The organism is Streptomyces sp. NPDC032091 (genome assembly GCF_055580265.1).
This window is the reverse complement of sequence record NZ_JBVILR010000006.1, coordinates 166020-187403: the sequence shown is the minus strand read 5'-3', so window position 1 is coordinate 187403 and position 21384 is coordinate 166020. Positions and strand designations below refer to the sequence as shown.

Below are 21384 nucleotides of genomic sequence, written 5' to 3'. Positions count from 1 at the left end.
GGGCCGGGGGCCGCGGGTGCCGCCGACCGGGCGAAGTCCCCTGCCCCCCGCTACCGCTCCGCGCCCGGTGCGCTCAAACGCCGCGCGGGTCGAGCCGGCGGGGTTCCTCCACCACGAACTCGCACCACACGCACTTGCCGCTCCCCCGCGGTTCCACCCCCCACACGTCCGCCAGCCGGTCCACCAGCATCAGGCCCCTGCCCGACACGCCCGCCTCGCCCGCCTCCCGGCGCCTCGGCAGGGCGCTGGAGCGGTCCTCCACCTCGACCCTCAGCCTCCGCTGCGGCCCGCTCAGGACGCGGAGGGTCACGATCGCGGGGCCGTCCGTGTGCATCAGGGCGTTCACGATCAGCTCGTCCGCGACCAGTTCGATCTCGTCCGCCCGGCTCCGCGCCCCCCAGGCCCGCACCGCCGCGCCGATCATGTGCCGGGCCGCGACGAGGGCCTCGGGGTCGCCCGGGGCCACGTGCTGGCGGAAGCGGCCGCCGTCGGCCCGCGCCGCGGCGTCGCCCTCGCGGCGCAGCAGCAGGAGGGCCATGTCGTCGTCCCCGCCCCGCTCGTCGGCCACCTCGCAGAGCCGGTCGGCGAGGAGCTGGAGGTCGTCCGGGCCGTCCCGGACCAGTCCGGTCAGTGCCCGGATGCCGTCGTCCAGGTCGGCTCCGGGTTCCTCCACCAGCCCGTCGGTGCACAGGAGAAGCGTTTCCCCGTGGTCGAGTTCCACCGTCGTCACCGGGTACTCCAGCCGGCCGAACTCCGCCGACAGGCCCAGCGGCATCCCGCCCTCCACCGGGAGCCTGCGGCACTCCCCGTCCCGGGTCCGCAGCAGGGGGTCGATATGGCCGGCGCGGACCACCTGGAGCACCCCGGTGGACAGGTCGGCCTCGGCGTACGTGCAGGTCGCGAAGCGGTCGGTGTCGAGTTCGTGCAGGAACACCGAGGCCCGGGCCATCACCGTGCCCGGCGAGTGGCCTTCGGCGGCGTACGCGCGCAGCACGATGCGCAGCTGCCCCATGACCGCGGCGGCGTGCGTGTCGTGGCCCTGGACGTCGCCGATGACGGCCCCGACCCGGCCGCCCGGCAGCGGGATGACGTCGTACCAGTCGCCGCCGATGTCCTGGCCCATCCGCGCGGACCGGTAGCGGACGGCGATCCGGGCACCGGGTACGGCCGGGATGCGGCGGGGCAGCATGGCCTGCTGGAGGCCTTCTGCGAGGTCGTGCTCCTGCTCCAGGAGCATGGCCCGCTGGAGGCTCTGCGCGATGCTGCTGCCGAGGGCGACCAGCAGGTTGCGTTCCTCCTGGGTGAAGCCCTCCTTGTCCTCGTACAGCAGGCCGAGGGCGCCGATGGGGCGGGCCTGGGCGATCAGCGGCAGGTAGGCGGCGGCCGAGATCCGCATGTACGAGATCTTCGACCAGAGCGCGGGGTAGCCCTGCGCGAACTCCTCGGCGGACTCCAGGAACCTGGGCTGGAGCGAGCGGACGACCTCGCTCATCGGGTATTCCTCGTCGATGCGCGTGTAGCGCGTGCCGGGGACGAAGCTGCCGTCGGGGCCTTCCGCCACCAGGTGGATGCGGCCCGCCTCGACCAGTCCCATCACCATGCCCATCGAGCCGAGCCGCTCCAGTCCGTGGGCGTCGCCGATGACGTCGATGACGTCCTTGACGGTGCGCGCGTGGGCGAGCGCGGCGGTGGTGGACTCCACGACGGAGGTCTGGCGGCGGCGCTCCTCGTCCAGGCCGAGGCGTTCGGCGGAGTGGCTGAGCTCCTCGGTGGCGTCGCGGACGATGCCGATGATGCGGTAGGGGCGGCCGTCGGTGTCGCGCATGACGCGGCCCTGGGTGTGCGTCCAGCGCAGCCGGCCGTCGCGGCAGCGGAGGCGGAAGTACGCGCCGTAGCTGTCGGAGCCGCTCTTGAGGGCGCTGGAGACCAGTGCGTCGAGCCGGGCCGCCTCGGCGGAGGGGACGCGGCGGCCCAGCGACTCCGGCCGCCCGTCGTACTCGTCGGGCGGCGTGTCGAAGACGTCCAGGGCCGCCGTGTCCAGGTGCATGAGCCCGGTGACCAGGTCCCAGTCGAAACTGCCCATCCGGTTCAGTGACAGGGACCGGTCCGGGTGTGCGGGCCAGTCCTCCGGCAGCGATACGGTGCTCGGCACCGGTCCACCATGACACAGCGCAGGGTCAGGCGCTCTCCAGATAGGGGGGCTGGTCGGCGCCCTGGCCGGTGCCCTGGTGCTGGTCGGGGGAGCCGAAGGGGTCGGAGGGCGCGGCCGGTCCGGTGGTCGGCACGTCCTCCGGGTCCGGGGTGAGCCCCGGCTCGGAGGGGACGGGCACGGCGGGGGCCGCGGGGGCGTCCGAGAAGGGGTCGGCGGGGGTGGTGGTACCGCTTGGGAGGTCGCCCGGCGGGGTCGAGGGCGGCTCCTGCGGCGTGGACGGCCGGGCGGGGGTGGTGGAGCCGGTGCCGGTGTCGGAGGGGCAGGGGGTGGGGCCGGTGGCGGACGGCGGCCCGGGCCGGCCCGGCACGGCCTGCGCGCCGGGGTCGGCGGGGATCGGCAGCTGCTCGTCCAGGGGCCCGGCCTGGCCCGCGGCCGGGCCTCCGGGCGGGCCTCCGTGCGGCCCGGCGGGCGGGGCGTCCGGCGGGGCGGTCTCGGCGGGCGTGCCGAGGGGGCCGGCCTGCCCGGGCAGGTCCAGGGGCGGGGCCGTCTCCGGCAGGCCCTGCGCGCCGGCCGCCGGGTCCAGCGGCGGGGCCGTCTCGGGCAGGTTCCGCGTCCCGGCGCCGGGGTCCAGCGGTGGGGCCGTCTCGGGGAGGCCCTGCGCTCGCGGGTCCAGGGGCGGGGCCGTCTCGGGGAGGCCCTGCGCTCGCGGGTCCAGGGGCGGGGCCGTCTCCGGGAGGTTCTGCGGTGGGGCCGCCGGGGGGTGGTCCGAGGGCGGGCCGGAGGGGGGTGCGGAGGGGGTCTTCGGCGGGACGGTGCGGGGCGGGCCGCCCGGTCCGGCGGTGGCGCAGGGGTCGGAGGGGTCGTCCGGCGGGGTCGGGGGCGCGTCGGGGATGCCCTCGGCCGGGTCGTAGGGGGGCGGTACCTTCGGCGTCTTGTCCTGGGCCCCGTCGTCACCGGCCTTCCGCTCGATCCAGGTGTTGTCGGCGACGTTGACGATGAGGAGCCGCTTGACCGGCTGGATGGTCGGCTCGATGACGATGACCTGCTGGGGCCGGTAGCCGTTCCACTGCTCCCCCTTGAGCACCGGGCTCCCCTTGGCGGAGCGGGGGGCGCCCAGCGGGTTCCCGCAGCCGCAGCGCACCCTCGGCATGCCGTGGTCGTCCACGAGGACGGCCGTCCCCGCCTGGAGGACGGACTGGTAGCCGTCGGCGCGGCCGTCGCGGAAGCCGTGGTTGGTGATCCGGGTGTCGGCCCGCAGCACCACGGGGGTCAGCCCCCGCAGGAACTCGGGGATCTTCTCCTGTTCGACGCCGGTGGCCTGGGCGAAGGCCCGGGCCTTGGCGTCGTCGGCGGTCAGGTAGGCCGCCTGGCGCTCGACGTCGCAGCTGCCGAGCCGGCTGGTCCCGCCGTACAGGCCGGGGGTGGCGGCGCCGACCGTACGGATGCCCTGGCCGCTGCGGTTCGGTACGGGGGGCTGTACGGGGGCCGACTCGGCGGTGGCGGTGGAGGCGGTGAAGGGGTCGGGTCCGGCGGCGCCCACGGGCTGGAGGGTGAGCTCCTGGCTCTCGGCGGCCGCGCCCTTGGTCTGCTCGGGGTCCTGGGCGCCGCAGCCGGCGGCGATCAGGCCGAGGAGCGCCAAGACGGCGGCTCCGGCCGGTACATGACGGCGCGGCGCCTGACGGGGTGTCGGTGCGGGCACGTCGTTCACGTCGTTCACGCTGGATCTCCCTTTTCGCCCCGGTTGCTCCCCTCTTGTCTGACGCATCATCCGCTGGGGCGCAACCGGAGTTCCGGCAGATGCGCGCGAGCGCGGCATTGAACACGTTCAAGAAAGGGCCTAAGGTGGCGGACATCGCGCTTGAACGCGTTCAAAGGAGTGGCCGTGACCGTGCTCGTGAACCTGATCGTCGCCCTGGGCATGCTCTACGCCGTCCCCGTCGGCCTGCGCCTGATCGACCCGGCCGGGCTGGGCACGGCGGCCCGGCTGTGGCCGTGGGCGGCGGCCCCGGGCGCGCTGGCGCCGTGGCTGCCGCGCGGGAGCGCCGCCACCGCGCTCGCCGCCCTGTACGCAGCCGCCGCCCTGGCCCTGCTGGGCGCCGCGGCGGCCAGGCTGCGCCGCCGGCCCGGCCGGCCCGGGGGCAGCCGCCTCCCCGACCCGCCCGAGGTGGCGGTGCTGACCGCCCTGGCCTCGCCCTCGGTCGCCGGGGTCGCCCTGGTCGCCGAGCGGGCCGGGTACCGGCTCTTCGGCTTCGACCTGGACATCCTGGCGCTGACCGTCCCGCACTTCCATTTCGCCGGGTTCACGGCCGCCCTCGTCGCAGGCCTGGTGTGCCGGTCGGCGGCCACCGGCCACCGGGCGCACTGGGCGGCGTACAGCGTGCCGGCGGGCACCCTGCTCGTGCTGGCCGGGTACTTCGTGGACGACTGGGCCGAGCTGCTGGGCGCGGTCGTGCTGACCGGGGGCATGTGGACGGTGGCGCTGGTGACCTGGCGCGAGCTGCGGCCCGCCGCCCGCGACCGGGCGACCGGCGCGCTGCTGGCGGTGTCGGCGGCCGTCCTGGTGGCCACCATGCTGCTCGCCCTGTGGTGGGCGGCCGGGGAGGCCACCGGGATCACGCACCCGACCCTGACCTGGATGGCCGCCACCCACGGCCTCGGCAACGCGCTCGGCTTCGCCCTGTGCTCCCTGCTGGCGTGGCGGCGGCTCAGCCCCGGCCCGGCCCCGGACCCCCGGCCGGCCCCCGCCCTCACCTGACCGCCTCCCCCTTCCCATCCCCCGTCCCCCGCCCCCGCACCCGCACCCGCACCCGCACCCGCCCGCAGCCATCCGAACGGAGACCCCCGTGAGCCGCCTCCTCAGCACCGGCCGACGCGTCCTCAGCTACCCCGAACACGGCGCCACCCTCCGGCGGCCCCTGCCCGACGGATACCACCACCTGCACCACCGCACCCGTATCGGATACGGCCGGGAGGTGTTCGAGGCCGCCGGCGCGGCGGTCCGCGGCTTCCGGATGCACCGCGCCACCGGGGCGAGCGTCCGGGCGGACGGACCGGCCGTCCCGGGGGCGCGGGTGGAGATCGGCCTCGGCGTCGGCCCGCTGCGGATCAGCGTTCCCTGCGAGGTGGTCTGGACCCCCGACTCCCCCGACCTGGCCGGCTTCGCCTACGGGACCCTCAGCGGGCACCCCGAGAGCGGAGAGGAATCCTTCCTCGTGGAACTGGCCCCCGACGGCACCGTGTGGTTCGAGGTGACGGCCTTCAGCCGGCCCGCCGCCTGGTACACCCGCCTCGCCGGCCCGCTGATCCCCGTCCTGCAGCTCGCCTACGCCCGCCTTCTCGGCCGCCGCCTGCGCGCGCTGGCGGCGGCCGCCTGATACTGGAGTCGATGGACTGGTTCACGGCGCCCGGGTACTGGCTGGGCCGGCTGGTCTTCCAGCGGGCCCTGGCGGGGGTCTACCTCTTCGCCTTCGCCGGTGCCGCCCTGCAGTTCCGGGCCCTGATCGGCGCGCACGGCATGCTGCCCGTCCCGCGCTACGTGCGGTACGTGCCCTTCCGGCACGCCCCGAGCCTGTTCCAACTGCGCTACTCGGACGGGCTCTTCGCGGGTTACGCCTGGCTCGGCGCGGCGCTGTCGGCGGCCCTCGCCGCGGGCGCCGGGGACCTGGTGCCGCTGGGCGCGGCGATGGGGATGTGGGCGGTCCTGTGGCTGCTCTACCTGTCGATCGTCAACGTCGGCCAGACCTGGTACTCGTTCGGCTGGGAGTCGCTGCTGCTGGAGGTGGGGTTCCTGGCCGTCTTCCTGGGCAACGCGCGGGCGGGGCCGCCGGTGCTGGTGCTGTGGCTGCTGCGCTGGGTGCTGTTCCGGGTGGAGTTCGGGGCCGGGCTGATCAAAATGCGTGGAGACGCCTGCTGGCGGCGGCTGACCTGCCTCTACTACCACCACGAGACGCAGCCGATGCCCGGGCCGCTGAGCTGGTTCTTCCACCATCTGCCGAAGCCGCTGCACCGGGTGGAGTGCGCCGCCAACCACGTCACGCAACTGGCGCTCCCGGTCCTGCTGTTCACCCCGCAGCCGGTGGCCTCGTACGCGGCCTGGGCCATGGTGGCCACCCAGCTGTGGCTGGTGCTCTCGGGGAACTTCGCCTGGCTGAACTGGCTGACGATCACGGTGGCCCTGTCGGCCGTCGACTTCACCGGGCTCGCCGGGGCGCCGCCTGCCGCCGCCTCGCGCGGGGCGCCGGTCTGGTACGTGGTCCTGGTGTGCGCGGTGACCGTGCTGGTGCTGGTCCTCAGCCGCCACCCGGTGCTGAACATGCTCTCGCGGCGGCAGGTGATGAACCGCTCCTTCGACTCCCTGCACCTGGTCAACACCTACGGGGCGTTCGGCACGGTCGGCCGGATCCGCGACGAGGTGGTGGTCGAAGGGACCGCCGACCCGGCCCCAAGGGAGGACGGCGACTGGCGGGAGTACGAGTTCAAGGGCAAACCCGGCGGACTGCGGCGGATCCCGCGCCAGTTCGCCCCCTACCACCTGCGGCTGGACTGGCTGATGTGGTTCGCCGCGCTCTCCCCCGGCTACGCGCGGGACTGGTTCGGGCCGTTCGTCGAACGGCTGCTGGCGGGCGACCGGGACACGCTGCGGCTGCTGGCCCACAACCCGTTCCCGGACGCCCCGCCGCGTTTCGTGCGGGCCCGGCTGTACCGCTACCGGTTCACCACCTGGCGGGAGCTGCGCGAGACGGGCGCCTGGTGGCACCGCCGCCTCGTACGGGAGTACCTGCCGCCGACCCGGATCGCGGGGGCCTCATCCGCCGAGCCCGAGTAGCGCCGCCTCCCGCTCGGGGTCGAGGCCCTTGGACGACCGGTCCGGGCGCATCGGCGCCGTGCCGCCGATCGACCGGAGCCAGCTCCAGGTGTCGGCTACCGTCTCCTCGACCGGGCGGCAGGTGAGCCCGGCGGAGAGGGCCTTGGTGACGTCCGCGCGGAACATGTGGTCGTGCAGCTCGCCCGGGGGCAGCCAGCAGGGCAGCTGGATCCAGGGCTCGACGCCCGCCTCCGCGATGCGCTCCGGGTCGGTCCAGCGGAGCTCGGCGGCGCCTCCGGTGACGTCCGCGCAGGCTTCGAGGAAGGAGCCCATGGTGGCGTGTCCGGACGGGGAGGCCACGTCGTAGGGTCCGCCGAGGCCGGCCTCGGCGGCGTCCAGGGTCCAGTGCGCGAGGTCGCGGACGTCGACGTACTGCATCGGCAGGTCGCGGGGGCCGGGGGCGAGGGTGGGGCCGCCGCGCGCGATGCGGTTCAGCCACCAGGGCAGCCGGCCGACGTTCTCGTACGGGCCGAGGATCAGACCGGCCCGGACCAGCAGGGCCCGGTCGCCGAAGGCGGCCACGGCGGCCAGCTCGCCGCCGCGCTTGTCCTCGGGGTAGACGGTCGCGTCGGCGTCGGGCGATCCCTCGACCAGGGCGCCGTCCTCCGACCGGCCGGCCGGCGCCGGGTAGGCGTAGACGGAGCAGGTGGAGACGTACACGTACTGCCCGGCGCGGCCGGCGAGCAGGCGGGCCGTGTCGCGCACGGCGGTGGGGGCGCCGCTCCAGGTGTCGACGACGAGGTCCCACGTCCCCTCGGCGAGGGCGGCCAGTCCCCCGGGCGCGGTGCGGTCCCCGTGCACGGCGCGGACGCCGGCCGGCGGGGCGTGCCGGCCCCGGTGGAAGACGGTGACGTCCCAGCCCCGTTCCAGGGCGTCCTCGGTGATCGCGCGGCCGACGAATTCGGTTCCGCCCAGCATCAGTAGCTTCTTCATGCCGGTCAGCCTGCCCGGGCGGGCGGTGCCGGGGAACCCGTGATCGCTGTCGGCGATGACGCTGAGGGCTGATCGGGAACGGGAACCTCCGGACGGGTCCGGACGGTCGTGCCGCGCCCCCGTCACCGTGGGGTGCGGGGGCGTGGGGCGTGCCGTGGGCCGGTGGCTCCGGCGGGGTCCGGCCCGGGCTCGTTCGCTCGTCCGGGCCTAGTCGATGCCGGGCAGGATGTGCGGCTCGGCGAGGTCGTCCTCGTAGCCCGCCAGCCGGATGGGGGCGGAGCGGGCCCAGACCTCCAGGCTGCCGAGTTCGTCGGAACGGGTGGTCGTCCGTCCCGTCGGCTCCATGGTCGGGTTGGGCTTCGTCGTCTCAGTCACCGCGCACTCCCTTGGGTCGCGTAACCCGGCAGGCTCGACCGCGTGCCGGATAGGGAAATTAAAAGGTGTTCCGGACGCGGTGGCGCCTTGGTGGAGCGGATCCCGGGTGGGGATCCTTGCACTTCAGGGTACACATATGAGCGGGGTGCCGCTCGATGGAACGGTAAAATCCACGCGGGACCGCTTGTTTTCGCCGCGCGTTCACGACGTCGTCCCCCGGCGTGTCCCCCGGCGTGCCCGCCGGGCCGGGCCGGCCGGGACTGGTCCGAAAGGATGACGGGCCGGCCCCCGTCCCCGCCGGAGGCGGGGACGGGGGCCGGCCCGTGGGCGCCGCTTTACCAGTTGGCGGGCGCGTAGTCCTTGAGGAAGACCCCGTAGAGGTCCTCGCCGGCCTCGCCGCGGACGACCGGGTCGTAGACCCGGGCCGCGCCGTCGACCAGGTCGAGGGGCGCGTGGAAGCCCTCCTCGGCCAGGCGCAGCTTGTCGAAGTGCGGGCGCTCGTCGGTGATCCAGCCGGTGTCCACCGAGGTCATCAGGATGCGGTCGGTCTGGAACATCTCCTGGCCGCTGGTCCGCGTCACCATGTTCATGGCGGCCTTGGCGGCGTTGGTGTTCGGGTGCCCCGCGCCCTTGTAGCCGCGGCTGAACACGCCCTCCATCGCCGAGACGTTGACCACGTACGCACGCCCGCTGGACGCCTTGCGCGCGGCCTCGGCCATCGCCGGGCGCAGGGCGCTGATCAGGATGAACGGCGAGGTGTAGTTGCAGAGCTGGGTTTCGAGCAGTTCGACCGGGGAGATCTGGTCGATGGTCTGCACCCAGGTGTTGGAATCCACGACGTCCGGCAGCAGGCCGCCCGCGTCGATGGCGGTGCCGGCCAGGTGCCGCTCCAGGCTGGCGTTGCCGGCGACCAGGGCGAGGTCGGCGACCTTCTGCGCCTCCAGCCCGCTCACGCCGACGGGCAGTGCCGCCAGGCCGTCGACCGCGCCCGAGTTGAAGGCGCCGATGACGTGGTGGGCGGGGAGCTCGCCGGCCGGCAGCGGGGCGCTCTCGCCCTCGACCAGCGCGGCGTACGCGGTGGGCAGGCGGCGCACGGTCTGCGTCGCGTTGTTGATCAGGATGTCCAGCGGACCGGCCGCGGCGACCTGCTCGGCGAGGGCCACTGACTGGGCCGGGTCGCGCAGGTCGATGCCGACGACCTCCAGGCGATGCATCCAGTCCGCCGAGTCCTCCATCGCCTTGAAGCGGCGGATGGCGTCCTTGGGGAAGCGGGTGGTGATCGTGGTGTGCGCGCCGTCGCGCAGCAGCCGCAGCGCGATGTACATGCCGATCTTGGCGCGGCCGCCGGTGAGCAGCGCGCGCTTGCCGGAGAGGTCGGCGCGGGCCTCGCGCTTGGCGCGGTTCTCGGCGGCGCAATCCGGGCAGAGCTGGTGGTAGAAGTAGTCGACCTCGACGTAGCGCGTCTTGCAGACGTAGCAGGAGCGCGGGCGCTGGAGTATCCCGGCGATCCGGCCGGCCTCGGTGACCGAGGAGGGCAGGATGCCCTCGGTCTCGTCGTCGATGCGCTCGGCGGAGCCGGTCGCGGTGGCCTCGGTGACGGCCTTGTCGTTGGCGGTCTTGGCGGCGCGGCGCTCCTGGCGTCGGCGCTGCTTGACCGTCCGGTAGATGCCGGCGGTGGCGCGGCGTACCGTGATGGCGTCCGGGTGGTCGACGTCGATCTTGTCGAGCTCGTCGAGCACGCTGAGGCAGACGGCGAGGCGCTCGGGGTCGATGCCCGGCCCGTATGCCTGGTTGTCTTCGGTGTCGGTGACCGTCATGGCCGCTGCCGTTCCTTGCTCGCTCGTCCGCGTCCGCCTGCTGCGGAAGTCCCCAAAACGGAAACTGTACGGAGCCGACACGCCCGGGACCAAACCCGTTCGCGGCGCCCTCACCGACCGCGAGGGGACTGTCACGGTATGGAGGGGATCACGCCCCTTCGTACCCGTGGGTGCGGCTTGCGCGTACTCCCTCTGGTGTATGCCAGGAGGATGACTCGCCCCGGGATCAAGGGGCCCGTGGACGGATGAACGGCGGGCGCCGGTCGGGCATGGTGGGGTCATGAGTGCCCTGGCCCTGTCGGTTCTGCTCTGCCTGGTGTCGGCCGTCGCGTACGCGGGCGGCGCGATCGTCCAGGAACGCGTCGCGGCGAACTCCCCCGACCGCCGCGCCCTGGCGCCGCTGCGCCGGCCGGGCTGGTGGGCGGCGGTCGCGCTGAACTGCCTGGGCGCGCTGCTGCACGTGGTGGCACTGGCGTACGGGCCGCTCAGCCTGGTGCAGCCGCTCGGCGCGCTGACCATCGTCTTCGCCCTCCCGATGGCGGCCGTCCTGGTGGGGCGGCGGCCGGGAGCGGCGGCCTGGCGCGGGGCGGTGCCGGCGACGGCGGGCCTGGCCGGGCTGCTGGCGCTGACGGGCGGGGAGGGGCGGGGGCGGCAGGCCCTGGAGGGCGGCGAGCGCGGCCTGCTGCTGGCCGTGACGGCGGTGGCGGTGGCGGCGCTGGCCCTGGCGGCGGGCCGCAGGGAGCGGCCGGGGCCGCGCGGCGTGCTGCTGGCGGCGGCCGCCGGGACGGCCTTCGGGATGGGCTCGGTGTTCACGAAGTCGGTGGCCGAGGGCTTCGCCCCGGGCGGGCCGGACGCGGCGGGGGGCCTGTGGCCCGACCTGGGGGCGATCGCCGTGCTCGCGGGCTGCGGGCTGCTGCTGTCGCAGGCCGCCTACCGGGGCGCGGGGCTGACGGCCCCGCTGGCCACGGTGACGGTGGTGAACCCGGTGGTGGCGGCCGCCGTGGGGGTCACCCTGTTCGAGGAGGGGTTCCGGTACGGGACCGCGGGGGCCGCCGCGGCGCTGGTGTGCGGCCTGCTGGCGGCGGCCGGCCTGGTCCTGCTGACGGCCGTGCCGCCGCACGTGCGGGGGGCGCGGCCCTCAGATGCCGACGCCCTTGCCCCGCAGGTACTTCAGCGGGTCGATGTCGGAGCCGTAGGCGGGGCTGGTGCGCATCTCGAAGTGCAGGTGCGGTCCGGTGGTGTTGCCGGTCGACCCGGAGCGGCCGATGCGCTGGCCGCCGGAGACCTGCTGGCCGGCCTTGACGCCGAGCGCGGACAGGTGGGCGTACTGGGAGTAGCGGCCGTCGGCGTGCCGGATGACGACCTGGTACCCGTAGGCCCCGGCCCAGCCGGCGGACTCGACGGTGCCCGGCCCGACGGCCTTGATGCCGGTACCGGTCGGCACGGGGAAGTCGACGCCCGTGTGGTAGCCGCTCGACCAGGAGGAGCCCGCGACGTGGTAGGCGGTGCCGAGGCCGGCGTCGACGGGGGCGGTGAACCCTCCCGAGGCGGGCTTCTGCTGCGCTGAGGCGGGCTTCTCGGCGGGCTTGGCGGGCTGCGCGGGCCGGGCGGCCTGCTCGGGCGCGGGCTTCTCGGCGGGCTTGGACGCCTCGGGCGCGGGCTTCTCGGCCGGCTTGGGCTTGGCGTCGTCCTGCTGCTGCCCGGCCGGCTCGACGGGCTTGACGGGCTCGGCGGTGCGCGGCGGCTTCTCCGGGTTCTGCGCGGGCGGCGCGGCGGTGATCCGGAGGGTGAGCCGCTGGCCGGGGAAGATCAGGTTCGGATTGCCGCCGACGGTTTCCCGGTTGGTCTCGTACAGGGCCTGCCAGCCGCCCTCGACGTGCTGCTGGGAGGCGATGCTCGACAGCGAGTCCCCGGGCGCGACGACGTACGGGTTCGGCAGCACGGTGGTGCCGGTCGGGCGGGGCATGGCGACGGGGGTCGCGGTGGTGGGTTTGGTCGGCTGGATCCGGTCCATGGGCGCCTGTGTCCGCGGCGGCGTGGCGGAGGGCGCCGGAGTGTGCGCGGAGGGCTTGGCCGACGGCTTCGCGGACGGCTTGGTGTCGGAGGCCGGGGCGGCCGCGCTCCGGCTGAGCCCGGCCCGGGGGCCGCACGCGGGCCAGGCCTGGGGCCCCTGCCCCCTGAGCACCTTCTCCGCGACGGCGATCTGCTGGTCCTTGGTGGCCAGGTCGGCGCGCGGGGCGTAGGCGGTGCCGCCGAACGCGCGCCAGGTGCTCTGGCTGAACTGGAGCCCGCCGTAGTAGCCGTTGCCGGTGTTGGTCTGCCAGTTCTCGGTCGACTCGCAGGCGGCGACCTTGTTCCAGATGTCCACGCCGGCCGCCTGGGCGTCCCCGGCGCCGATGAGGGGGAGCGCGATACCGGCGCCACCCACGGTGACGACGAGCGAGGCCCGGTTGACGCTGCTCGGCTGATACCGGCGGTGCCGGCCCCGTACACCCATGGGAGCCCCCCTGGAAGACATCAGGAACCGCACAACCTAACGGCGCCCTGACGTCCTGACAAGGGCCACAACCGGCCGTTTCGGCAGGGCAGTTGACGTCAGCTCAACGGGCCGGGCTGCGGGATCGGGGCGGGTCCGGGCGGCGGGGGCACGGGGTCGGGTTCGGGGACCGGTGCCGGGACGGGCGGCACGGGCCGGGGCACCGGCCCGGGGTCGGGATCCGGCAGCGGCGGGCTCGGCGGGGGCACGGGGTCGGGCCCGGGGACCGGCGGCTGGGTCTGCTCTGCGTTTCGCACCATAGACCCCACCTTCCCCCGAACCCGGCGCGTACGCCCTCCGGGCAGCGCGGCCGCCAGACCCGGGGCGGGGCTGGACAGCACGGGCACCCGCGTCCGTACGAGGCGGGCCGCCCCGGCCATGGAGGCCTGCGCCAGCACGATGACGTCGGCGTCGGCGACCCCGTCCGCCGCCCGGGCGACCAGCGCCAGGTACCCGTCGGCGTCTCCGACCTCGAACCGCTCCCAGGCCCCTTCGACAACCTCGCTTCGGACCCGCACGGGCCGCCCGCCGGCCTCCTCGGCCAGCAGCTCCTCCGTGGGCGCGACGGTCGAAGCGAGGGCGGCCAGCACGACGACCCGGGGTCCCCTCCTCACCGCCTCGGCGGCCATGGGCCGGTCCACCCGCAGCACGGGCACGCCGAGCCGGGGCCCGAGCGACTCGGCGACCGCCCCCACCGTCGAACAGGTGACGAGGACGGGCCCGCGGACCCCGGCCAGCACACCGAGCACCTCGTCCGCCACGGACCGCGGCCCGCTCTCCCTGGCCCGGTCGAGCAGCCGCGGCACCACAAGGTGCCGCAGCCGGGCCCCCGGGTGCCGCTCGTCGCGCAGCGCGTCGAAAACGGGCACGTGCACCGGGGACGTGTGCAGCAGGGTCAGCTCCGCCGACGTCACCAGAGGTCGGCGTCCCGGTCCAGCTGGGCGACCGCCGCGTCGACCACGCCGGCCGGCGCCGCGGGCGCCTGCTCGGGATGCCGGGCCGCCCACCGGGCCGCATAGGGGCACAGCGGTACGACGGGTACCCCTTCCGCCTCGGCGATCCGGTAGAAACGCCCGACCAGGTCCCCGGCGATCCCCCGCCCCTCGTGGCCCGGTTCGACGACCGTGTGCACGGCCACCAGGGCGTGCGGCTGCGCCTCCAGCACGAAGTAGGCGATGAAGCCCACCACCGCGTCGTCCTCGACGGCCAGCAGCCGCCCCGCCTTGCGCTCGTCCAGCAGCTCGATCGCCATGGTCCCCGACTCCCCTCAGACAGCCACCGCGTGGGGGCTGCGCTCCTGGTCCGTTCCCGGCACGGGCGCGGACGGGTCCGCCCCCAGTTCGATGATCCTGTTGTCGCCGTCGACGTGCACGACGCGCGGCGTGAGCGCGCGCGCCTCGGCGTCGTCGACCTGCGCGTAACTGATGAGGATGACCAGGTCCCCGGGGTGCACGAGGTGCGCCGCGGCCCCGTTGATCCCGATCACCCCGGACCCCCGCTCCCCCTCGATGACGTACGTCTCCAGCCGCGCGCCGTTGGTGATGTCCACGATGTGGACGAGCTCCCCCGGCAGCAGGTCGGCGGCGTCGAGCAGGTCGGCGTCGATGGTCACGGACCCGACGTAGTGCAGGTCGGCCTGGGTGACGGTGGCCCGGTGGATCTTGGACTTGAACATCGTGCGAAGCATGCGGATTCTCCCGGAAGGTCTGCTCCCTGCCCGCGTTCCGCGGGTCAAGGGCGGTCCCCGGAGCCTACAACGCCCGGCATTCCCGGTCAGCTCCCCGAGTCATTCCCCGAGTCATTCCTCGATCGCGCCACCGATCCGCCGCAGGTGCGCGCGGAAGGTGTACGCGGGGTCGACGGAGCGGCGGGCCAGGTAGTCGGCGAAGGCGGTCTGGTCGCGGAGGGTCTCGCCGGCGCGGATGCGGCGGGCCTGTTCGCGTTCGGTCGCGTGGATGCGGTGGGCCGCCGCCAGGACCTCCTCGGCGCGGGCGGAGGGGACGAACAGCACGCCGTCGTCGTCGCCGAAGACGAGGTCCCCGCCGTCCACCGCGTGCTCCCCGACGCGGGCGCTTCGCAGCGCGTCGGGCTCGCGGTCGTCCAGCCGGACGGGGCCGGCCGGGCAGCTGCCGTAGCTGAAGACCGGGAGGCCGATGTCGGCCAGTTCCGGGGTGTCGCGGTGCAGTCCCCACACCACCAGGCCCGCGAGGCCCGCCGCCCGTGCCTCCAGGACGGCCAGGTCGCCGACGCAGGCCTCGTCGGTGCGGCCGCCGTTGTCGATCACGAGGACGTCGCCGGGCTCCGCTCCGGCGAAGGCTTCCAGGAAGACGTCCACGCTGCCGTAGTGCCGTACGGGCAGGGCGCGGCCGGCGACGCGGCGGCCGGCGGGGACGACCGCGGCGATGCCGGGTGGAGCGACACGCAGCGGTACGCCGGTGCGGACGCAGGCGTCGGCGACCAGCGGTGTGGACAGTGCGGCGAACTGCTCCGGCTCGGGCTTCCGCACGGTGTTCGGCTCGGTGTTCGACACGGTGTCCTCCTGACCTTCGGTCGGCCCCTCCCCGGAGTCGTGCGCCGATCCTAGGGCGTGCGGGTGGTGGTGCGGCCGTGGGCGGTGGCGGCGCGGGCGAAGACGGCGGCGTCGGCCACGGCCGCGCCGCCCGGGTCGTTGTTGAAGTACACGTAGACGTCGTCCCGGTCCGGCCAGGCGTCGGCGATCCGCCGGGCCCAGGAGTCCAGGGCCTGGCGGCCGTAGCGGGGCGGAGGGGTCGCGGCGCCGGCGTGCAGGCGCACGTACCCCCAGGACGCGGTCCGCCACAGCGGGGTCACCGGCCGTGACCAGCGGTCGGCCCAGCACAGGGCGCTGCCGTGGCGCTCCAGGACCGCCCGCAGCCCCGTCTCCTCGTCCCACCACGAGGGGTGGCGCGGTTCGACGGCCACCCGGACGGTGTCGGGGAAGCGGTCCAGGCAAGCGTCGAGGAGCGCGGGGTCCGCCCGGAGGGTGGGCGGCAGTTGCAGCAGGACGGGGCCGAGGCGGGGGCCGAGGCCGGCGGCGCGCTCCAGCAGCCGGTGGACCGGCTCGGCGGGGTCGCGCAGGCGTTTGACGTGCGTCAGGAAGCGGCTGGCCTTGACGGCCATCACGAAGTCCTCGGGGGTGCGCTCGCGCCAGGAGGCGAAGACGCCGGTCTCCGGGAGCCGGTAGAAGGCGTTGTTGTTCTCGACGGTGGCGAAGCCGCGGGCGTACTCCTCCAGCCAGAGCCGCTGCGGCAGGCCTTCCGGGTAGAACGGGCCGCGCCAGTCCCGGTACTGCCATCCCGAGGTGCCGACGTGTACGGGCATCCGGTCCCCTCCCGCCGCTAGGTCCCCACCCGCACCAGGGCGAGCGTGATGTTGTCGGGGCCGCCCGCCTCGATGGCGGCCTTCCACAGTTCGAAGGCGGCCCGGCCGTCGTCGTGGACCCGCAGGACGGCGTCGATCTCCTCGTCGGGCAGGGGGTCGGTGAGGCCGTCGCTGCACACCAGGTAGCGGTCGCCGCCGGAGAGGGGGTACGTGCTCACGTGGGGGACGGGGCTGCCGGAGGCGCGGCTGCCGCCGAGGGTCTGGGTAACGGCGGAGGTGGTGCGCTGCCCGGCGGGCGGGGGCGGGCTGTCGTCCACGCTGACCTGGCGCAGGCCGTCCGGGCCGGCGGCGTAGACCCGGCTGTCGCCCACGTTGAACACGAGCAGTGACTCCCCGAGGACGAGGACCCCGGCGACGGTGGTGGCCATGGTGAACATCTCCGGGTGGCCCTCGGCGGTCGCGTCCACCTCGTAGTCGCAGACGTGCAGGGCGTCACGGAGGGTGTCCGGGCCGTTCAGGGTGGGGCCGAGGGCGGAGAGCCGGCGGACGACGAGCGCGCTGGCGACCTCTCCGGCCGGCTGTCCGCCGAGCCCGTCGGCGACGGCGACGACCAGGGGCCGGCCGAGCGGGAAGACGAGCGTCTGGGGGCTGTCGGTCACGGTGGCGCAGAGCGTCCACGGTCCGACGACGAGGCTGTCCTCGTTGTGCTCGCGGACCAGACCGGCATGGCTGAGGGCGGTCACCGCCAGGTACGGCACCCCACCATTGTCGCTCGGCGCGCGACGGGAGGCACGGGCGGAGGAGCGGGCGGAAGCGCGGCCGGAGCCGCAGGCGGAGGCCCGGGCGGGGGCGCGGCCGGAGGCCCGGCCGGGGGCGGCGCGCGGCGGCCGGACGGAAGCGGAACGGTCCGCTTAGCAGGTCCGGGGCGGCGGCGGGGGCGGAACGGCGTAATACATCAGGTTTCGGCCAAGCCAACTCCCGTGGCTTGTCTACATCGTGACCTTCAGTCAACGGACGTGTACGGAACGACTAGGATCCCGGGCTGTTATACGAGATCTCCCGGCTCCGATCGTTTGAGGGTTCTGATGGTTCGAGAGGATTCGCCCGGCAGTCCACGTCCCGCCCCGTCCGTCGCCTGGACGCTCCCCGCCCTGGCGACCGCGGTGATATCCGCGGCGGCCGCGGCCCTGGTTCCCGCCTCTGCCCGCGCCTCCGTCATCTGGATCGGCGCCGCCGCCTGTGTCGCCGTGGCGCTGTCCTGCGCCGAGGCGGCCCGGCGCGGCAGGGCGCTCACGGAGATGCGGGCCACGGTGTCGCGGCAGCAGGACGCCCTGGTGCTCCAGCAGGCGGAGACCGTGTGGCTGGCCGAGGTACTGCTGCCCGACATCGTGAGACGGCTGCGCAAGGGTGAGTTCCCCGAGGACGTGCTCACCACCCTGGAGGAGGACGAGGTCCACCAGCCCGGGCTGCAACCGGAGTTCAGGGCGGCCCACCAGGCGGTGCTGCGTTCGGTGCTCGACGCGGTGGTCGCCGAGGAGGACCTGCGCGACTCCGCGCAGCGGGCCTTCGTCAACATCGCCCGCCGCGTCCAGGCGATCGTGCACCAACAGGGCCAGGAGCTCCGGGAGATGGAGGACCGGCACGGGCGGAACCCGGCCGTCTTCGGGGACCTGCTCCGGCTCGACCACGGCACCGCGCTCATCGGCCGGCTCGCCGACTCCATCGCCGTCCTCGGCGGCGCGCGGCCCGGCCGCCAGTGGAGCAAGTCCGTGCCGCTGTACAGCGTGCTGCGCGGCGCCATGTCCCGGATCATCGACTACCAGCGCGTGGAACTGCACTCGGTGACCCAGGTGGCCGTCGTCGGCCCCGCCGTCGAGCCGCTCATCCACGCGCTGGCCGAGCTGCTGGACAACGCCACGCGTTACTCCCCGCCGCAGACCAGGGTCCACCTGACGGCGGTCGAGGTGAATTCGGGCATCGCCATCGAGATCGAGGACGGCGGCCTGAGCATGAGCGAGGAGGCCCGCAAGCGGGCCGAGCGGATGCTGCGCCAGGCACAGGAGGGGATCGACCTCACCGACCTGGGCGAAACACCGCGCCTCGGCCTCGCCGTCGTCGGCCGGCTGGCGCAGGCGTACGGCTTCCGGGTGTCGCTGCGCTCGTCCGCGTACGGGGGCGTGCGCGCGGTCCTCATCGTCCCGCAGGAGCTGATCACCACCGTGTCGGCGTCGAGCGGCCTCGCGCACGGCATCGGCGCCTCCTCGGGCCCCCGGCCGGCCAGCCCGTCGGAGCTCACCGCGGAGCCACCGGGCCTGCCGCCGCAGCAGCAGCGCCGGTTCACCGGGCCGCAGGCGCTGCCGGAGGACGAGGACGACGACTGGCCGGTCGTCACCGAGCGGACCGCGAACGGCCTGCCGCAGCGCCGGCGCCGGGCCCGTGTCACCGCCCCGGCCGAACCGGCCGCCGTCGAGCAGACCACCACCGCCGCTCCGGAACGGGCCGAGGCCCAGCCCGGAATGTGGCTCGCCGCCTTCCAGAGCGGCCTGTCGGGCGACGCCCGGCCCATCGAGGGCCACCCGGCGGAGAACCAGAACACGAACACCGCGCCGGCTCCGGCGAGCGAGGGAGAACAGCCGTGAGTCAGCTGCAGACCAACATGGACTGGATGCTCAAGGACCTGGCGGAGGGCGTCCCGCAGACCCGGCACGTCATCGTCCTGTCCGCCGACGGGCTGCGGATGGCCCAGTACGGCGCGGAGACCGACACCGCCGACCGGCTCGCGGCGGCCTGTGCCGGCCTGCAGAGCCTGGCCGGGGCGGTCGCCTCCGAACTCCCGCACGGCGACGGGCGGATGAGACTGGTCGTGATCGAAATGGACGGCGGGTTCTTCTACCTGATGGCGGCGGGCGCCGGGGCCTACCTCGCGGTGCTGGCCGACGAGGGCGTGGACGCCGGGCTGATGGGGCAGCGCATGCGGGACCTCGTCGCGCGGATCGGAGAGCACCTCAGCAGCCCGCCGCGCAGCGACAGGCAGACCGCGTGAGCGACCCCGGCGACACAAGCTGGGAAGACGGCAGCCCGGAACGGCTCTACGTCATCACGGGCGGCCGCAGCGTACCGCTGGACCGTACCGGCCTCGACCTGGTGACGCTGATCGTCGCCACGTCGGGGCCCCGGCCCGGCATGCAGCCGGAGCACGCGGCCATCGTGCGGCTGTGCCAGTCGCCGCTCTCGGTGGCCGAGATCTCCGCGTACCTGGGTCTGCCGGTGAGCGTGGTCACCGTGCTCCTCGGCGACCTCCTCAAGGCCAAGCGGGTCCTCTCCCGCGCACCCGTTCCCCCGGCCCGGCTCCCCGACGTGGCACTGATTGAGGCGGTGATCGATGGACTTCGAAAGCTCTGAGCACGTCGTCGGGCCCCGGCAGGAGGACGTCCTGCCGGCGACGGCGGCCGCCGCCGTCAAGGTGGTGATCGTGGGCGGTTTCGGGGTCGGCAAGACGACCCTGGTCGGCTCGGTCAGCGAGATCCGGCCGCTCACCACCGAGGAGACCATGACCCGGGCCGGGATCGGGGTCGACGACACGGCGGGCGTGGAGCGCAAGAGCTCGACCACCGTGGCCATGGACTTCGGCCGGATCAGCATCAACGAGGAGCTGGTGCTGTACCTCTTCGGGACCCCGGGCCAGCAGCGGTTCTGGTTCCTGTGGAACGGCCTGTTCGAAGGGGCGCTGGGCGCGGTGGTCCTCGTCGACACCCGCCGGCTGGAGGTCAGCTTCGACGTGATCGGCCGGCTGGAGGAGCGCGGCGTGCCGTTCGTGGTCGCCGTGAACACCTTCCCGGACGCGCCCCTGCACTCCCTCGACGAGCTGCGCGACGCCCTCGACCTGCCGCGCTCCGTCCCCCTCGTCGCCTGTGACGCCCGCCGGCGCGATTCCAGCCGTGACGTCCTGATGACGCTGATGCACTACCTGCACTCCCTCGCCGTGACACCGGAGGCCTCGTGAGCACCACCCCGCCCCGCCCCTTCCCCTCCCCCGGCTGCCCCGCGCACCGGCTGTACGGACCGGAGGCCGAAGCCGACCCGCTCGGCCTGTACGAGAAGCTGCGCGCCGAGTACGGAGCGGTCGCCCCCGTGCTGGTCCACGGCGACCTGCCGGCCTGGCTGGTCCTGGGCCACCGGGAGAACCTGGACGTGGCCCGGACGCCCTCCCGCTTCTCCCGGGACCCCCGCAGGTGGCGGGAGCGGACGGAGGGCAACGTTCCCGCGGACCACCCGCTGTCCCCCATGACCGCCTGGCAGCCGGTGTGCCACATGGTGGAGGGGGCCGAGCACGAGCGGCTGCGCGGGGCCATCACCGATTCCGTGGAGCGCTTCGACCGGCGCGGCGTACGGCGCTACGTCAAGCGGTTCGCGGACCAGCTGATCGACTCCTTCGTCGAGACCGGGCGCTGCGACCTCGTCGCCGACTTCGCCGAGCCGCTGCCGATGCTGGTCATGACCCAGCTCGTGGGCGCCCCGGAGTCCTACGGGCCGCGGCTGGTCGAGGCGGCGCGCGACGTGATCCGGGGGACCGAGACGGCTCTGGTCAGCAACGGGTTCATGACGGCCACCCTCCAGGAACTCGTGGCCCGCAAGCGCCGCTCGCCGGGCCGTGACTTCACCAGCTGGGTCCTGGAGCACGAGGCGCGGTTCAGCGACGAGGAGGCGGTGGAACACCTCAGGCTCGTCCTGATCGCCGGGTTCGAGACCACCGCCAACCTGATCGCCAACACACTGCGCCTGGTACTCACCGACGCACGCTTCCGGGCGAACCTGTCGGGCGGCCAGATGACGCTCCCCGACGCACTGGAGCAGGTGCTGTGGAACGAGCCGCCGCTGATGACGGTCATCGGCCGCTGGGCGGCCGGCGACACGGAACTGGCCGGGGCGCAGATCAAGGCCGGCGACATGCTGCTGATCAGCCCCGGAGCGGGCAACCGTGATCCGGAGGTGCGCCCCGACCCGGCCGAGCCGATGCACGGCAACCGCTCCCACCTGGCGTTCAGCAGCGGGCCCCACGAGTGCCCCGGCCAGGACATCGGGCGGGCCATCGCCGACACCGGCATCGACACCCTGCTGGCCCGGCTGCCCGATCTGGAGCTGGGGGTCGCCGAAGGGGAACTGGAGTGGGTCTCCTCCCTGATGACCCGTCATGTGGTGTCGCTGCCCGTACGGTTCTCCCCGCGCGGGGTGAAGGGGAGTGGGTCCGCGCCCGCGCCCGTCCGCCCGGCTCCCCCGACGGCCGGGGCGGGAACGGGGGGCCGGCCGGCGGCGCGTCCTTCCTGGTGGCGGCGTCTGCTGGGCCGGTACTGACGCGGGGCCTCCCTTC

The 21384-nt window shown here is 74.5% G+C and carries 19 protein-coding genes and 2 pseudogenes; 9 read left to right on the top strand and 12 right to left on the bottom strand.

Annotated features, from left to right (window positions below):
- Positions 1–73: 73 nt before the first annotated feature.
- Together ACZ5NJ_RS12790 and ACZ5NJ_RS12785 are read right to left on the bottom strand one after the other, a co-directional pair.
- Complete coding sequence (locus tag ACZ5NJ_RS12790) at positions 74–2170, bottom strand: SpoIIE family protein phosphatase (protein ID WP_468764968.1); 2097 nt, start codon at positions 2168–2170, stop codon at positions 74–76.
- A 7-nt stretch (positions 2171–2177) separates the two neighbouring features.
- Positions 2178–3869 (bottom strand): DUF6777 domain-containing protein, encoded by a 1692-nt coding sequence (locus tag ACZ5NJ_RS12785; protein ID WP_468764851.1) that lies wholly within the window; start codon positions 3867–3869, stop codon positions 2178–2180.
- 165 nt (positions 3870–4034) lie between these two features.
- Between ACZ5NJ_RS12785 and ACZ5NJ_RS12780 the strand changes: the two genes are divergently transcribed.
- The 3 genes from ACZ5NJ_RS12780 (at position 4035) to ACZ5NJ_RS12770 (ending at position 6977) form a co-directional block, all read left to right on the top strand.
- Positions 4035–4907: a YndJ family protein gene (locus tag ACZ5NJ_RS12780; RefSeq protein WP_468764850.1), complete on the top strand. Its 873-nt coding sequence runs from the start codon at positions 4035–4037 to the stop codon at positions 4905–4907.
- A gap of 88 nt (positions 4908–4995) precedes the next feature.
- Positions 4996–5526, top strand: a complete 531-nt coding sequence (locus ACZ5NJ_RS12775) for a DUF1990 family protein (protein ID WP_468764849.1) — start codon at positions 4996–4998, stop codon at positions 5524–5526.
- 11 nt (positions 5527–5537) lie between these two features.
- Positions 5538–6977: a lipase maturation factor family protein gene (locus ACZ5NJ_RS12770; protein ID WP_468764848.1), complete on the top strand. Its 1440-nt coding sequence runs from the start codon at positions 5538–5540 to the stop codon at positions 6975–6977.
- Here the strand turns inward: ACZ5NJ_RS12770 and ACZ5NJ_RS12765 are convergent.
- The 3 genes from ACZ5NJ_RS12765 to ACZ5NJ_RS12755 form a co-directional block, all read right to left on the bottom strand.
- On the bottom strand, positions 6957–7949 hold the full coding sequence (locus ACZ5NJ_RS12765) for an NAD-dependent epimerase/dehydratase family protein (protein WP_468764847.1): 993 nt from the start codon (positions 7947–7949) through the stop codon (positions 6957–6959). The two genes, ACZ5NJ_RS12770 and ACZ5NJ_RS12765, sit on opposite strands and share 21 nt — an antisense overlap.
- Positions 7950–8156: 207 nt before the next feature.
- Positions 8157–8324, bottom strand: coding sequence for a hypothetical protein (locus tag ACZ5NJ_RS12760; protein ID WP_468764979.1), 168 nt, complete (start codon positions 8322–8324; stop codon positions 8157–8159).
- Positions 8325–8659: 335 nt separating this feature from the next.
- Complete coding sequence (locus ACZ5NJ_RS12755; RefSeq protein WP_468764846.1) at positions 8660–10141, bottom strand: SDR family NAD(P)-dependent oxidoreductase; 1482 nt, start codon at positions 10139–10141, stop codon at positions 8660–8662.
- Positions 10142–10421: 280 nt separating this feature from the next.
- Between ACZ5NJ_RS12755 and ACZ5NJ_RS12750 the strand changes: the two are divergent.
- Positions 10422–11195, top strand: a pseudogene (locus ACZ5NJ_RS12750) (DMT family transporter); the annotation flags it as partial.
- A gap of 84 nt (positions 11196–11279) precedes the next feature.
- Here the strand turns inward: ACZ5NJ_RS12750 and ACZ5NJ_RS12745 are convergent.
- From ACZ5NJ_RS12745 to ACZ5NJ_RS12715, 7 genes and pseudogenes are all read right to left on the bottom strand, one after another.
- A complete protein-coding gene (locus tag ACZ5NJ_RS12745; RefSeq protein WP_468764845.1) occupies positions 11280–12638 on the bottom strand; it encodes a transglycosylase family protein in 1359 nt (452 codons plus the stop codon).
- A 341-nt stretch (positions 12639–12979) separates the two neighbouring features.
- Positions 12980–13591 (bottom strand): annotated as a pseudogene (locus ACZ5NJ_RS12740) (aspartate/glutamate racemase family protein); the annotation flags it as partial.
- Positions 13588–13929 (bottom strand): GNAT family N-acetyltransferase, encoded by a 342-nt coding sequence (locus ACZ5NJ_RS12735; protein ID WP_468764844.1) that lies wholly within the window; start codon positions 13927–13929, stop codon positions 13588–13590. The pseudogene ACZ5NJ_RS12740 and the gene ACZ5NJ_RS12735, both read right to left, overlap by 4 nt.
- 15 nt (positions 13930–13944) lie before the next feature.
- A complete protein-coding gene (panD, locus tag ACZ5NJ_RS12730) occupies positions 13945–14364 on the bottom strand; it encodes an aspartate 1-decarboxylase (RefSeq protein ID WP_468764843.1) in 420 nt (139 codons plus the stop codon).
- 111 nt (positions 14365–14475) lie between these two features.
- Entirely contained in the window at positions 14476–15207 is a 732-nt protein-coding gene (locus ACZ5NJ_RS12725) for an RraA family protein (RefSeq protein WP_468764842.1), read from the bottom strand.
- A gap of 50 nt (positions 15208–15257) precedes the next feature.
- Positions 15258–16016: a DUF72 domain-containing protein gene (locus tag ACZ5NJ_RS12720; RefSeq protein WP_468764841.1), complete on the bottom strand. Its 759-nt coding sequence runs from the start codon at positions 16014–16016 to the stop codon at positions 15258–15260.
- 17 nt (positions 16017–16033) lie between these two features.
- Positions 16034–16774 (bottom strand): PP2C family protein-serine/threonine phosphatase, encoded by a 741-nt coding sequence (locus tag ACZ5NJ_RS12715; RefSeq protein ID WP_468764840.1) that lies wholly within the window; start codon positions 16772–16774, stop codon positions 16034–16036.
- Positions 16775–17101: 327 nt separating this feature from the next.
- Between ACZ5NJ_RS12715 and ACZ5NJ_RS12710 the strand changes: the two genes are divergently transcribed.
- Genes ACZ5NJ_RS12710 through ACZ5NJ_RS12690 form a run of 5 tightly spaced genes read left to right on the top strand, consistent with a single transcriptional unit; the run spans position 17102 to position 21368 of the window.
- Positions 17102–18655 (top strand): sensor histidine kinase, encoded by a 1554-nt coding sequence (locus tag ACZ5NJ_RS12710; protein WP_468764838.1) that lies wholly within the window; start codon positions 17102–17104, stop codon positions 18653–18655.
- 17 nt (positions 18656–18672) lie between these two features.
- Positions 18673–19059: a roadblock/LC7 domain-containing protein gene (locus ACZ5NJ_RS12705; protein WP_395512354.1), complete on the top strand. Its 387-nt coding sequence runs from the start codon at positions 18673–18675 to the stop codon at positions 19057–19059.
- Positions 19056–19418, top strand: coding sequence for a DUF742 domain-containing protein (locus ACZ5NJ_RS12700; RefSeq protein WP_468764837.1), 363 nt, complete (start codon positions 19056–19058; stop codon positions 19416–19418). Before ACZ5NJ_RS12705 ends, ACZ5NJ_RS12700 begins: the two co-directional genes overlap by 4 nt.
- Positions 19399–20019 (top strand): GTP-binding protein, encoded by a 621-nt coding sequence (locus ACZ5NJ_RS12695; protein WP_468764836.1) that lies wholly within the window; start codon positions 19399–19401, stop codon positions 20017–20019. The genes ACZ5NJ_RS12700 and ACZ5NJ_RS12695 overlap by 20 nt, the downstream gene beginning before the upstream one ends.
- Positions 20016–21368: a cytochrome P450 gene (locus tag ACZ5NJ_RS12690; RefSeq protein WP_468764835.1), complete on the top strand. Its 1353-nt coding sequence runs from the start codon at positions 20016–20018 to the stop codon at positions 21366–21368. Before ACZ5NJ_RS12695 ends, ACZ5NJ_RS12690 begins: the two co-directional genes overlap by 4 nt.
- Positions 21369–21384: the final 16 nt, after the last annotated feature.

Excerpts from the sequence above, each read along its gene's own strand:
- ACZ5NJ_RS12770 (WP_468764848.1), top strand. The coding sequence starts at position 5,538 with ATGGACTGGTTCACGGCGCCCGGGTACTGGCTGGGCCGGCTGGTCTTC.
- ACZ5NJ_RS12765 (WP_468764847.1), bottom strand. The coding sequence starts at position 7,949 with ATGAAGAAGCTACTGATGCTGGGCGGAACCGAATTCGTCGGCCGCGCG.
- ACZ5NJ_RS12755 (WP_468764846.1), bottom strand. The coding sequence starts at position 10,141 with ATGACGGTCACCGACACCGAAGACAACCAGGCATACGGGCCGGGCATC.
- ACZ5NJ_RS12745 (WP_468764845.1), bottom strand. The coding sequence starts at position 12,638 with ATGGGTGTACGGGGCCGGCACCGCCGGTATCAGCCGAGCAGCGTCAAC.
- ACZ5NJ_RS12735 (WP_468764844.1), bottom strand. The coding sequence starts at position 13,929 with ATGGCGATCGAGCTGCTGGACGAGCGCAAGGCGGGGCGGCTGCTGGCC.
- panD (WP_468764843.1), bottom strand. The coding sequence starts at position 14,364 with ATGCTTCGCACGATGTTCAAGTCCAAGATCCACCGGGCCACCGTCACC.
- ACZ5NJ_RS12720 (WP_468764841.1), bottom strand. The coding sequence starts at position 16,016 with ATGCCCGTACACGTCGGCACCTCGGGATGGCAGTACCGGGACTGGCGC.
- ACZ5NJ_RS12710 (WP_468764838.1), top strand. The coding sequence starts at position 17,102 with ATGGTTCGAGAGGATTCGCCCGGCAGTCCACGTCCCGCCCCGTCCGTC.
- ACZ5NJ_RS12705 (WP_395512354.1), top strand. The coding sequence starts at position 18,673 with ATGGACTGGATGCTCAAGGACCTGGCGGAGGGCGTCCCGCAGACCCGG.
- ACZ5NJ_RS12695 (WP_468764836.1), top strand. The coding sequence starts at position 19,399 with ATGGACTTCGAAAGCTCTGAGCACGTCGTCGGGCCCCGGCAGGAGGAC.